Raw genomic sequence first — 13387 nt, forward strand, 5'->3', positions numbered from 1 at the left:
TATTTTGTATATCATATTACTTATTTAAAGAAATATAATATTATGTTAAGTACTGTATTAAGAAAAATTTTAGTAACTTGTGCTTTGCCTTATGCAAATGGTCCTATTCATATTGGTCATATGCTTGAGCATATTCAGGCAGATATTTGGGTTCGTTATCAAAGAATGCGAGGGCATGAAGTTTGGTTCGTTTCTGCAGATGACGCACACGGTACTGCTATCATGTTAAAATCTGAAAATTTAGGGATATCTTCGAATCAACTAATTAAAAATATTAGAAGAGAACATCAAAGAGATTTTATTAATTTCAAAATTTCTTATGATAATTATTATTCTACACATAGTATAGAAAACTTATATCTACTAAGAAAAATATTTTCATCTTTAAATACTAACGGTTTAATTCAAAAAAAAATTATTTCTCAATTTTATGATAATATAAAAAATATTTTTCTTCCTGATAGATTTATAAAAGGTACGTGTCCACTTTGTAAATCACGAGATCAATATGGCGATAATTGTGAAATATGTAGTTCAACTTATGATCCTATAGATTTAATTAATCCAATATCTGTGATCTCAGGAACTAAACCTATTTTAAAAGATACAGAACATTTATATTTTAATTTACCTCTTTTAAGTGATTTTTTAAAAAAATGGATACATTCTGGTGTATTAGAAAATTCAGTTATTAAAAAAACAAAGGAATGGTTTCAAAAAGGTTTAAAACCATGGGGGATTTCTAGAGATGCACCATATTTTGGATTTAAGATTCCTGGTTTTCCTAATAAATATTTTTATGTATGGTTAGATGCACCTATTGGTTATATAAGTGCTTTTAAAAATCTTTGTCTTAAGAATAAAAAATTAAATTTTAATAGTCTTTGGCATAAAAAATCTAATTATGAATTATATCATTTTATCGGAAAAGATATTATATACTTTCATACTTTATTTTGGCCTGCGATACTAGAAGCTGTTTATTTAAGAAAACCGAACGGTATATTTGTTCATGGCTATCTTACAATGAACGGATTAAAATTATCAAAATCACGTGGAATGTTAATTACAGCTAATGATTGGTTGAAATGCTTTGATTCGGATAGTTTGCGTTATTATTATGCTAGTAAATTATCTAATAATATTAATGATATTGAAATGGATTTAGAACATTTTATCACTAAAATAAATAGTGATATTGTAAATAAACTCGTAAATTTAGCTTCAAGAAATGCTTATTTTATTAATAAATATTTTAATGGATATTTATCTAATGAATTAAGTGACGATAAATTATATCAATATTTTATTAATAGTAGTAGTAAAATTGAAGATTGCTTCGAAAACCGTGAATTTAGTACTGTTATCAGAGAATCTATGAGATTAATAGATATAGCTAATCAATATATTAATGAGAAAAAACCATGGAAAATTGAAGTTAAAGAAGAAAATATGAATAAATTACAAAAAATTTGTACTATGGGTATTAATTTATTTAGAATAGTTATGATTTTTTTAAAACCAATATTACCTGATTTAGCAAATAAAACAGAACTATTTTTAATTTCTAATTTGGTTTGGCAAAGTATAAAAAAACCATTATTATCTCATAAAATAAATAAATTCAAACCATTATATACACGTATTAGTTTTGAAAAAATTTCTCAATTAATGAATCTATACAGATAAAACATATTTTTTATAATTTATGGAATCTAGAAAAATTTTAATTTCATTAAAATAAATATTTTAAGAAAATAAAAATAAACGATCATGATTCGATTTTAAGTTATCCTGCCATGCTATAGTCCAAGTTTTTTTATTTGGATTTTTTATATTGACAACAAAGACTCCTAAAGCACTAACAAAGATATTATTATAAAATAAAAGTGGAATTTGACTACGTAACCAAGGAGGAATATTTTTTTCTTGCCAAATTTTTTTTATTTTTCGTTTTTTGTTTCTACCTAAAATTAATATATTTCCTTCATATTGAAATCGAATATTAATTAATTCATTATCTTTAGGTGCAGGAAGAGTCATTCCGTTTTTATGCTGCACTAAATTTCCTAGATTATTAGGTAAAGTAAACTGAATATCAATATTATGCCAAAATAATAAAGTTCTTTTTAAGCTTAATGTTGTTTTTATTAAATAAAGAGATTGTCTATAGCGTCTGATTTCATGTTTTTTTAAAATTATTTTAGGATTTGCATCTTTTCTACTAAAAATCATTTGATCATAAATACATTGAATATTTCTATATGATGGCAGTTTTATTTTTTTTAATGAAATCCAATGTCTGATCAGTGCTGTAGCCAATTCTTTTTGTAAATTTTTAAAACTACTAATGTTTAATGAATCATCATATTGTATGAAAGAATGAATTTTTTCATTAAGTAGATTTCTGAGAATTTTTTTTTCTTCTTGACAAATATTAATTGTACGGTAACAGTTTTTTAAAAAAAAAGGCCATCTTTTTTCTAGTATAGGAATAATTTTATGTCTTATAAAATTACGATCATAATTAATATTTAAATTACTAAAGTCTTCAATCCAATTTAATTTTTTATGATATGCCCATAATTTTAATTCTTTTTTTGTGATATGAAGAAAAGGTCTAACTATTATTTTATAGCCAAATGAAGTTTCTAAAGACATTGCAGAAAGTCCAGTAGGACCACTACCTCTCTTTAAAGATAAAATAAAGGTTTCACATTGATCATTCATATGATGACCAGTAAGTAGTATTTCATCCTGAAGTAAATAATGATAAAGAATATTATAACGTTCAATTCTTAATCTTTCTTCAATGTTTTTTTTATTTAAATCAATATTAATATTTTCAATAATTAATGGTATTTGATGTATTTTACAAATTTTTTTGCAATGTTCTGCCCATTTCTTTGACAGAGTATTAATATTATGATTGATATGAATAGCACGTATTTGAAGGTGAGGTGTTTTTTTTTTTATTTGTAACAACTGATAAAGAAGTACTGTGGAATCTAATCCACCACTATAAGCTATTAGAAATGTTTTTTTTTTATATTGATTAATAATTTTTTCAATCAAAAAAAATCGCCTATAACAGTTGTTTTTGAATTTTCTATACGTTCGAGTGGACTTGAACCACTAACTTCTACCATGTCATGGTAGTGCTCTAACCAATTGAGCTACGAACGTAATTAATAAAAATAAAGATTTTTAATGTTCATCTTTTTATAATTTCAATTATATATTATTATTATATAATATCCAAATAATTTTATTAGTAATATATATTTATTTATATTAAATTAATTTCATTGCGTTATTTTAAGGAAATATTATGTTTACAGGTATTGTACATGGAATTGGTAATATAGTGTTTATAGAGAAGAAAAAAAAAAGTAATATTTATATGGTAAAACTACCATCTATTTTATCCCAAGATTTAAAAATTGGTGCTTCAGTTGCTCATAATGGATGTTGTTTGACCGTAAAATGTATTGATAATGATTTCATAGTATGTGATGCAGTAGAAGAAACTTTGAAAAATACTAATTTAGGAATATTAAATATTGGAGATTATATTAATATTGAAAGATCAGTAAAATATGGAGATGAAATTGGAGGTCATATAATTTCTGGTCATATTATAGACACAACTGAGATTTCTAAAATATTAAAAAATAATGATAATTGTACCTTGTGGTTAAAAGTTAGAAATGTAAATTTAATGAAATATATTTTTTATAAAGGATTTGTATGTCTGGACGGAGTTAGTCTAACTATTTCAGATATTATAAAGAATGAATTTTGTGTAAATATTATACCACATACATTATTATCTACTACAATCAAATATAAAAAAAATGGGGATTTAATGAATCTAGAAATTGATTTTTATACACAAACAATTGTAGATACTACAGAACGCTTAATAAATAAAAAATATAAAAATTTTGATTTAAAATCCGAAATTATTTAAGATTAATTATATAAAAATTTTACTAATATACTTTATATTAATAATAAGGTTTGTAAATGCAACACTATTTTTTATTTTTTGTTTCTAATATATTAATTGAAAATTTTATTTTAGTAAAATTTCTTGGTTTATGTCCTTTTTTAGGAGCATCAAGTAAAATTGAAACATCTATTGGAATGAGTTTTGCAACTACTTTTGTAATTTTATTGTCTACAGTGTTACTCTGGTTAGTCAATTTTTTTATTTTATTACCTTTAGATTTAGTTTATTTAAGAATTATAGCTTATATGTTAATAATTTCAGTGAGTGTTCAGTTTTTAGAAATAGTCTTAAGTAGTACTAGCCCTATTTTATATCGTCTACTTGGAATTTTTCTTCCTTTAATCACCACTAATTGTACAGTTTTAGCTATTCCATTATTTAGTTTGTATGCAAATCATACTTTTTTAGATTCCGTATTATACGGTATTAGTGCATCTTTTGGATTCACTTTAGTCATGATTATTTTTTCTTGCATACGTGAACGTATAGTATTATCTGATGTTCCTCTACCTTTTCAGGGTGCTCCTGTTATTTTAATTACAGCTAGCATCATGTCTATTGCATTTATGGGATTTCAAGGTTTAGTAAAATTTTAATTATGCTTACAATTATTATTTTTAGTATATTATCTTTTTTTTTGGGAATTATATTAGGTTTTGCTACTTATACATTTCATGTAAAAAAAGATCCTGCTGTAGAAATTATTAACGAGTTATTACCTCAAAGTCAATGCGCACAATGTGGTTATGCTGGATGCTATCCTTATGCTGAATCAGTAGTTTATAATTCTGAAAAAATTGATAAATGCATTCCAGGTGGAACTGACCTTATATCAAAAATATCTGAAGTATTAAATATAGAAACACCTGTATACAATTTTATTGTTGAGCACAAGAAAACATTTAATACTACTGTATGGATAGATGAAAAGAACTGTGTCGGATGCTCAAAATGTGCTATTTTTTGTCCAGTCGATGCAATAATTGGTTCTCCTAGTTTTATGCATACAGTTTTACAAAAATTTTGTACTGGTTGTAATGTTTGTTTAGATCACTGTCCAACTAATTGCATTCAAATAAAAAAAAGAGATTTTTGAAAATATCATGTTAATAAAATGGAACCAATTTTTTAAAAAATTTTTTTTCCTGAGATTATGGAATAATATAATTATGAATTTTTTTAACATAAAAAAAAATATAATTTTAAGGGAGGTATTAAATGTTTATCTGAAAAAAATAAATTTGATAATTATTTATTCAAAACTTTACCATTATCTGATAAATTTTTAGTATTTATTGATGGGAATATTTGTAATAAAAAAATATGTGTTAAAATTAATCAAAAAGTACTTCGTGGACAACCGTTGATTTTGGACGACCAGATTAATGTTCCTATACATGCACCTACTTCCGGTCAGATAGAAGAAATTTCTTTTTACACAGATCCTTTGGATCCACATAAAAAAAATATAAAAATTGTGATTTTATCTGATTATTTAGATCAGTGGATCAGATTACAACCTATTAAAAATTATAAAAAATATAATTCTAAAGAATTAATTCAAATAATTCATAAATCTGGTATTGTTGGCCTTGGTGGTGGTCAGTTTTCATCTGCAAAAAAATTAATGTTAAGTGTTAACAAAGTGCATACTTTAATTGTTAATGCAGTAGAAAGTGAACCATATATAACATCAGATAATTGCTTAATAAATAATTATATAGATGAAATTTTAAAAGGATGTGAAATTATATCTTGGATCTCTAATATTAAAAAAGTTTTAATAGCTATTCAAGAGGATAAAATCGAAGCAATTTCAAAAATTTATAAATATATTGAAAATAGATTATCATTTAAAATTTGTATTATTAAAAATAAATATCCTGGAGGCAGTAGTAAAGTACTGATCAAATCTTTAACAGGAAAAGAGATTCCTCATGGCAAACATTCTATAGATATAGGATATCTTGTTTTTAATGTTGCAACAATATATGCTATAAAAAGAGCTATTTTGAATGGAGAACCATTAACTGAACGTATTATTACTATTTTAGGTAGTAAACATTTTTTATCTGGAAATTTTTGGACTAGAATTGGAACTCCAATAAAATATTTTTTAAATAATCAAAAATATAAGATACCTCTAGATACTACTGTATATTTAGGAGGTCCATTTATGGGTAAAAAAGTTAACGATTTGAATTATTCTATATTAAAAAATACTAATTGTATTTCAATTCAATTTAAGAAAAAACAAAACAAGAGTATTATTGAGCAGGGTTGTATAAGATGCGGCTATTGTTCTACTGTATGTCCAGTAAATTTACTTCCTCAACAACTTTATTTATACAGTAAAAATGGTCATCATGAAAAAAGCAAAAGATATGATATATTAGATTGTATAGAATGTAAAGCATGTGAAAAAGTTTGTCCAAGTTCTATCCCCTTAGTTAATTATTTTAAAATGGAAAAAAATATCATAAAAAATATTGAATTAGAAAATCACTTAAAAAAAATATCGTTTTTCCGTTTCAAAAAAAGAGAAGCAAGATTGTTAAATACTCAAAGATTCGTCAATAAATTTAATAAGAATAGTATCGAAAGAATTATAAGTAAATATGAAAAATCAGATGATATTAAAAAAAATATAAGAAAAAAACAAGTTCAGGACGCAATAGAACGAATGAAAAATAAAAAATAATTTTTTTAAAATCCAACTTTATATTAATCAATGAAAATAAGAAAAAATGAACTTTCCTTCCATATATCCTGTTTATAGTGTTAGAAAAATAATGTTTTTAGTTATTATAGCTTGTATTCCAGGTATTTTTACTAAATGTTATTTTTTTGGTAGTGGTACCTTAATACAGATTTTTTTTTCTATAATAATTGCGATATTATTAGAAATTATTATTTTAAAGATTCGTTCAAAAAATATAAAAATACATCTACAAGATAATTCAGTACTTCTAACTGCAATTTTATTTGGAGTTAGTATTCCTTCTTTATTACCTTGGTGGATAACTATGATTGGTGTATTTTTTTCTGTTCTGGTTGGTAAACATGTATATGGTGGCATTGGTCAAAATATATTTAATCCAGCTATGGTTGGTTATACGGTATTGTTAATATCTTTTCCTCTTTATATGCACAATTGGCATGAAAATCATTTAAATGTATCTTTATTAAAAGATATTCAAAAATCATTTAATATTATTTTTTCTAAATCAGATAATATTATTAATGATAATATAAATTCAAATGTTTCTACTGATATTTTTACAGAAGCTACTCCTTTAGATAATTTAAAAATACAATTGCATTCGCAAAATAATTATAACTCAGAAAAATCTGTATTTGATCAAAACACTATTTCTATCAGCAATAGCTGGAAGTATATCAATATTAGTTTTTTTTTAGGTGGTATTTTTTTATTATTTAAAAAAATTATTTGTTGGCGGATCCCAATAAGTTTTTTGATTTTTTTAGGTTTTTTATCTAGTATTAATTATTTTTTTTTAAAAGATTTACTTGCGTCACCATTACTTCATTTTTGTTCTGGAGGAACAATGGTATGTGCTTTTTTTATTTCTACAGATCCAGTTACTACTGCATGTACTAATATAGGAAAGATAATCTTTGGTATGACAACTGCTTTCTTAGTTTGGATTATTCGTTATTACAGCGATTATCCTGATGGAATTGCTTTTGCGGTTTTACTGTCTAATATGATCGTACCATTAATAGATTATTATATAAAAACATCTGGATATGGTCATAGTAATATATGAATATAAGAAAGAAAATATTAAAACATGCTTTTTTAATAAGTTTATTTTCTACTATCTCTGTAGCCACTACAGTCTTTATAAATACTATAACTAAAAATAAAATAATTTATCAAAAAGAACAAGAAAAAAATGTTTTATTAAAACAAGTAATGCCTCTAAAAATATATAATCAATTTACAAAAAAATTATACACAATAAAAAATCAATCTTTAGGGGATAATAAAAAACGTAATTTGTGGTTATTGTTTAAAAATAATCAAGCACAAGCAGCAATTGTAGAAACTACTGCTCCTGATGGTTATGCTGGTTCTATTAATATGTTAGTGGCTGCATATTTCGATGGCAAAATCATTGGTGTTAGAGTTTTATCTCATAAAGAAACTCCAGGTATTGGAGATAAAATTGAGTTGTCTATTTCTAATTGGATTAAAAAATTTACTGATATGTACGTATTTTCTTTAGAAGATAAAAATTTTTCATTAAAAAAATATGGAGGCAGAATTGAACAATTTACTGGCGCTACAATAACACCACAATCAGTGACTAATGCTGTCAAAAGAACAGTTGTTTTTATTAAAACTATACCGTTAATATTAAATTTGTTAAATCAAGATATTTATGAATGTTAAAGATTTTTTTATCAATAGATTATGGAAAAGAAATTCTTCTTTAGTGCAATTATTAGGGCTATGCCCAGTTTTAGCTATGACAACTAATGCTATTAATGCTATAGGTTTAGGTATCACTACTACTTTTGTCTTGACTATTACTAATACTATTATTTCTGTTTTTAAAAAATTTATACCTAGAAATATAAGAATACCTATTTATATGATGATTGTTTCTTCTGTTGTGACATGTGTTGAAATGTTAATTCATGCTTATCAATATAATTTATATCAGTCATTGGGTATTTTCATTCCTCTTATAGTTACGAACTGTATTATTGTAGGTCGAGCAGATCTTGTTGCTTATAAGAGTTCAATATTTTTTTCTTTTTTAGATGGAATTTTAATTGGACTAGGCTCAACTATTTCTATGTTTATAATAGGTTCTATAAGAGAAATATTAGGTAATGGAACTTTATTTTTTGGAGCTAATAAAATTATATCTTCTATAGATAGTTCTTTTTTTATTACTTTATTAGATAAAAATTCGACAATAATTTTAGCTGTTTTACCACCAGGTGGTTTTTTTATATTAGGTTGTATAATTGCTATTAAGAACTTTATAGATCGAAATAATAAGAAAAATACTGTTTTAACTAGTTTAAAATGTTCTTGTATAAATAAAAAAATTAAATATGAACAAAGAAAAACGTTATAAAATATTATCATTGTTTTATGATAATAATCCAAATCCGAAAATAGAATTAATTTTTTCTTCCGATTTTGAATTATTATTATCAGTGATATTATCAGCAAAGTCTACTGACAAAATAGTTAATAAAACTACTAAAATATTATTTAAAATTGCAAATACTCCACAAAGCATTTTATGTCTAGGGATCGAATGTCTTAAAAAATATATTAGAAATATTGGGTTATATAATTCTAAAGCATTAAATATTATACGTACTTCTTTTTTAATAATATATAAATATAATGGAAAAATTCCTAAAGATCGTATTGAATTAGAGTCTTTACCTGGTGTGGGAAGAAAAACAGCTAATATTATTTTAAATACTTTATTTAAAAAAGATACTATTGCCGTGGATACTCATGTTTTTAGAGTTTCTAATCGTACTAATTTTGCTAAAGGTAAAAATACAAAAGAAGTTGAGAATAAATTAATAAAAGTAGTTCCTACTATTTTTAAATCTAAAATGCATTTATGGTTTGTTTTTCATGGTCGTTATATTTGTACTGCACGTAAAATTAAATGCAATATGTGTTTAATAGTTAGATTATGTGAATTTAATAAAAAAACTTTGAAATAGTTAATTTTTTTATAGGTATATAAGTGATTATTGTAAAAGTTGTTTTACCTTTACCAATTAGACAATGTTTTGAATATTTTATGTCTGATAAAATGTGTCCTCCTGTTATTGGTAGTCGAATAGTAGTTCCTTTTCGTTCTAAAGATATAATTGGTATTATTATTTCTTTTTATACAAACACGAATACAAAAAATTTAAATCTAAAATATGTAAAATCATTAATTGATACTAAATCACTATATACTAATGTTTTATTAGATCTTCTTCAATGGATTAGTAAAAATTATTATTGTCCTATTGGAAGCATATTTTTTTCTATTTTACCAAAATTATTACGTAATAATCATATAATAAAAAATCAATATATTTATCAATGGACTATAACAAAAAAAGGACAAGAAATAGATCTAAAAAACTTTATAAAAAAACAGAAACAATTTAAAACTCTAATGTTTTTAAAAAAAAATAACATTTTAACTTCCGAATTAAAAAAATATAATTTGTCTGAATTTATTTTAAAAAAGCTGGAAGAACAAGAATTATGTAAAATAAAAAAATATTCTAAACCTTCACTTGAATATAAATATATATGTGACAACGAAAAAAATTTTTTTGTAAATAAAAATATTTTATTTCATATTAATAATATTTTAATAAGAAGAAAATTTGCATCGTGGTTGTTAACTAAAGTTAATTTATATACAAAAGTGAAATTTTATTTGAAATTGATTAGATCAGTGCTACTAAAAAATAAGCAAGTTTTGATTTTAGTTCCCTATATTAAAGATATTAACGTCATTTCAGTTTTTTTAAAAAAATTTTTTAATATTTCTATTAATATAATTCATTCAGAATTAAGTAATATTCAATACTTGAATAGTTGGATGAAGATACAAAATGGTGAAAACTTAATTATAATTGGTTCAAATAAAAGTGTATTTTTACCTTTTTTAAAATTAGGTATAATTATTATTTTCGAAGAACATAATTTGAATTATAAGAATAGAAAAACATGTAGATATAATTTTAGAGACATAGGAATATTAAGAGCATATAGAGAAAATATACCTATAATTTTGGACTCTGATACTCCTTCTTTAAAAACATTGCATAATATTTTTTTAAAAAAATGTTTTTACATAAAAATAAAACAAGATTATAGTCTTTTAAAATTTAATAATGATATTGTTGATTTAAAAAAAGAAAGAATAAAATTTGGTTTGTCTTTAACACTGATAAATGAAATTAATAAAAATTTTAAAGAAAGACAGGTGTTATTAATTTTTAATAAATTTAATTTATTTTTTTTAATACTTGTCTGTAATATATGTGGATATATCAACAAATGTAGTAATTGCAATGATTATTTTGAAGTGAATCAATACCATAATATGCTATTTTGCAGATTTTGTTTGATTAAAATAAAAAAACCTATATTTTGTTATAATTGTAAAAATTTATCTTTAATAATAAAAAATATCAGAATAGAAGAAATAAAAAATAGTATACAAAGTTTTTTTCCTAAAAAACCATTGTTTTTTTTATTAGATAAAAAAAAAATTAATGAAAACTTTTTAAATAAAAAATCTTTTAATTTTTCAGTTACTACTCCGTTTGTTATTTTTACAACAGAAGATATTGTTTATAATTATTATTTTCCTTGTGTCAAATTGATTGGTTTGATATGTATTGATAATTATTTTCTTTCTTTTAATTTTCGCTCTATAGAATATTTTGCTCAATTTTATATGAATTTGAAAAAATTAACGAAAAAGGGTAAAAAATTATTGAAAATATTAGTACAAACGTCATTTTATAATCATTTTAATTTAACAGAATTATATAATAATGGATATTTTTCTTTTGTAAAAAAAATATTATCGACTAGAAAAAAATTTTTATTACCACCTTGGAGTATACAAAGTATTATTTATTCTGAAAGTTTAGATTCTAAAAAAAATATTATTTTTTTAAATTTATTTCGTAAAATTTTAGAAAAAAAATCTAAGGAATATCATGGTTTTTTATGGTGTATGAGTCCTTATCCTTGTTTTTTTCTTAAAAATAAAAAAAAATATGTTCATCAATTATTAATCCACTGTTCTTCACGTCTATATTTTAATAATTTATTCCACGAATGCATGAATATAATGAATTTTTTTGATATTGCAAAAAAAGTAAGATGCATTATAGATATAGAACCTAATTAAAATGATATAAAATATATGATTAAAAAATAATTTTATATTTTACTCGTTGCTGTTCTAATAAAATTAGAATAAAATATTTTAAAATAGAGATTAAGTAAATAATTAAAATTATAAAAAATAGATTTTTTAAATATAAAATATTAAACATGAGGTTTTTAATGAGTGAATTTAACTTAATTAATGAACTAGAGAATAGAGATCTAATATCTCATATTTCCAATAAAGATAATTTAAATAAACTCATTCAAAAACATTCTATTTCACTTTATTGTGGTTTTGATCCTACTGAAGAAAGTTTACATATAGGTCATCTTTTACCCTTAATTACTTTGAAAAGATTTCAAATAGCAGGACATAAACCTATAGTTTTAATCGGTGGAGCTACTAGCTTAATTGGCGATCCTAGTTTTAAAGAAAAAGAAAGAGTGTTTCATTCAAACTACACTGTCAATATATGGACAGAAAAGATTAGAAAACAAATCTCTTACTTTTTAGATTTTAATGGTCTAGAAAATAGTGCTTTAATATTAAATAATAAATCTTGGTTTAATAAGATTAACATCTTATCATTTTTACGAGATATCGGTAAATATTTCTCAATTAATACAATGATTAATCGTTCGGCAGTAAAACAGCGTATTCAAAGATCAGATCAAGGAATTTCGTTTACAGAATTTTCTTATAATTTATTACAAGCATATGATTTTTTTATTTTACATAAACAGTATCAAGTTCAACTGCAAATTGGAGGATCAGATCAATGGGGTAATATATCTTCAGGACTGAATTTAATACATCGTAAATCTAAACAAGAAGTCTATGGTTTAACAGTACCTCTTCTGATCCAGTCTAATGGAATCAAATTTGGAAAAACAGAATTGGGTACTGTTTGGTTGGACGCTGATAAAACTAGTCCTTATAAATTTTATCAATTTTGGATGAATATAGAAGATAGTAATGTGTACTATTTTTTAAAAATTTTTACTTTTGTAGATATATTAGAAATCAACGATAGAGAACAAAAAAAACATATTAATAATAATATTATAAATGATAAATCTTTTCTTGCTAAAAATATTACTCGTTTTGTACACGGAGAGAAACAATTATTAGCAGTTGAAAGAATCACAGAATTTCTTTTTTTTAAAAATATTATTGATATTCAAGAGTCTGATTTAAAACAATTACAACAAGATGGTATTCCTTCGATTAATATAGATAAAATAAAAGATTTACAAGAAGCATTAGTCTTATCTTCATTAGCTAGGTCTCGTACACAAGCTCAAAATATGATAATTTCTAACTCTATATCTATTAATACTAAAAGAATAAATGAAAATCGTATATTTAATGAATATGATAAATTATTTGGAAAATTTACTTTATTATCTAGAGGTAAAAAAAATCATTGTTTACTTTGTTGGTGATTAAA

11 protein-coding genes, 1 tRNA gene and 1 pseudogene are annotated in these 13387 nt (G+C 23.2%); 11 read left to right on the forward strand and 2 right to left on the reverse strand.

Annotated elements, in window-relative coordinates:
• The first annotated feature begins 42 nt into the window (after window positions 1–42).
• Entirely contained in the window at window positions 43–1689 is a 1647-nt protein-coding gene (gene metG / locus BUMPG002_RS00545) for a methionine--tRNA ligase (RefSeq protein ID WP_025384566.1), read from the forward strand.
• Window positions 1690–1749: 60 nt separating this feature from the next.
• Here the strand turns inward: metG and tilS are convergent, their stop codons facing one another.
• A complete protein-coding gene (gene tilS / locus BUMPG002_RS00550) occupies window positions 1750–3075 on the reverse strand; it encodes a tRNA lysidine(34) synthetase TilS (RefSeq protein ID WP_025368757.1) in 1326 nt (441 codons plus the stop codon).
• Between the two features lie 37 nt (window positions 3076–3112).
• Window positions 3113–3186, reverse strand: a tRNA-Val gene (locus tag BUMPG002_RS00555).
• Between the two features lie 145 nt (window positions 3187–3331).
• Here BUMPG002_RS00555 and BUMPG002_RS00560 point away from each other — a divergent pair.
• From BUMPG002_RS00560 to tyrS, 10 genes and pseudogenes are all read left to right on the forward strand, one after another.
• Window positions 3332–3973 carry a riboflavin synthase gene (locus tag BUMPG002_RS00560; protein ID WP_025368758.1) on the forward strand — a complete coding sequence of 214 codons (642 nt, stop codon included), beginning with the start codon at window positions 3332–3334 and terminating at the stop codon, window positions 3971–3973.
• Window positions 3974–4029: 56 nt separating this feature from the next.
• Entirely contained in the window at window positions 4030–4611 is a 582-nt protein-coding gene (rsxA, locus tag BUMPG002_RS00565; protein ID WP_025368759.1) for an electron transport complex subunit RsxA, read from the forward strand.
• Between the two features lie 2 nt (window positions 4612–4613).
• On the forward strand, window positions 4614–5111 hold the full coding sequence (rsxB, locus tag BUMPG002_RS00570; RefSeq protein ID WP_044010847.1) for an electron transport complex subunit RsxB: 498 nt from the start codon (window positions 4614–4616) through the stop codon (window positions 5109–5111).
• Between the two features lie 108 nt (window positions 5112–5219).
• A pseudogene (gene rsxC, locus BUMPG002_RS00575) lies at window positions 5220–6716 on the forward strand (electron transport complex subunit RsxC); the annotation flags it as partial.
• Between the two features lie 46 nt (window positions 6717–6762).
• On the forward strand, window positions 6763–7806 hold the full coding sequence (locus BUMPG002_RS00580; protein WP_071879984.1) for an RnfABCDGE type electron transport complex subunit D: 1044 nt from the start codon (window positions 6763–6765) through the stop codon (window positions 7804–7806).
• Window positions 7803–8435: an electron transport complex subunit RsxG gene (rsxG, locus tag BUMPG002_RS00585; RefSeq protein WP_025384567.1), complete on the forward strand. Its 633-nt coding sequence runs from the start codon at window positions 7803–7805 to the stop codon at window positions 8433–8435. Before BUMPG002_RS00580 ends, rsxG begins: the two co-directional genes overlap by 4 nt.
• Complete coding sequence (locus BUMPG002_RS00590) at window positions 8425–9132, forward strand: electron transport complex subunit E (protein ID WP_025368763.1); 708 nt, start codon at window positions 8425–8427, stop codon at window positions 9130–9132. The genes rsxG and BUMPG002_RS00590 overlap by 11 nt, the downstream gene beginning before the upstream one ends.
• Window positions 9110–9745 carry an endonuclease III gene (nth, locus tag BUMPG002_RS00595; protein ID WP_025368764.1) on the forward strand — a complete coding sequence of 212 codons (636 nt, stop codon included), beginning with the start codon at window positions 9110–9112 and terminating at the stop codon, window positions 9743–9745. Before BUMPG002_RS00590 ends, nth begins: the two co-directional genes overlap by 23 nt.
• A 23-nt stretch (window positions 9746–9768) precedes the next feature.
• On the forward strand, window positions 9769–11955 hold the full coding sequence (priA, locus tag BUMPG002_RS00600) for a replication restart helicase PriA (RefSeq protein WP_025384568.1): 2187 nt from the start codon (window positions 9769–9771) through the stop codon (window positions 11953–11955).
• Between the two features lie 158 nt (window positions 11956–12113).
• The gene (gene tyrS, locus BUMPG002_RS00605) at window positions 12114–13382 is read left to right on the forward strand and encodes a tyrosine--tRNA ligase (protein ID WP_025368766.1); all 1269 of its coding nucleotides are present in this window, start codon (window positions 12114–12116) and stop codon (window positions 13380–13382) included.
• Window positions 13383–13387: the final 5 nt, after the last annotated feature.

Source organism: Buchnera aphidicola str. G002 (Myzus persicae), assembly GCF_000521565.1.
GTDB classification, from domain to species: Bacteria; Pseudomonadota; Gammaproteobacteria; order Enterobacterales; family Enterobacteriaceae; genus Buchnera; species Buchnera aphidicola_C.

Bases quoted from the DNA above. Each gene is read 5' to 3' on its own strand.
- metG (WP_025384566.1), top strand. From the start codon at position 43: ATGTTAAGTACTGTATTAAGAAAAATTTTAGTAACTTGTGCTTTGCCT.
- BUMPG002_RS00560 (WP_025368758.1), top strand. From the start codon at position 3,332: ATGTTTACAGGTATTGTACATGGAATTGGTAATATAGTGTTTATAGAG.
- rsxA (WP_025368759.1), top strand. From the start codon at position 4,030: ATGCAACACTATTTTTTATTTTTTGTTTCTAATATATTAATTGAAAAT.
- rsxB (WP_044010847.1), top strand. From the start codon at position 4,614: ATGCTTACAATTATTATTTTTAGTATATTATCTTTTTTTTTGGGAATT.
- BUMPG002_RS00580 (WP_071879984.1), top strand. From the start codon at position 6,763: ATGAACTTTCCTTCCATATATCCTGTTTATAGTGTTAGAAAAATAATG.
- rsxG (WP_025384567.1), top strand. From the start codon at position 7,803: ATGAATATAAGAAAGAAAATATTAAAACATGCTTTTTTAATAAGTTTA.
- BUMPG002_RS00590 (WP_025368763.1), top strand. From the start codon at position 8,425: ATGAATGTTAAAGATTTTTTTATCAATAGATTATGGAAAAGAAATTCT.
- nth (WP_025368764.1), top strand. From the start codon at position 9,110: ATGAACAAAGAAAAACGTTATAAAATATTATCATTGTTTTATGATAAT.
- tyrS (WP_025368766.1), top strand. From the start codon at position 12,114: ATGAGTGAATTTAACTTAATTAATGAACTAGAGAATAGAGATCTAATA.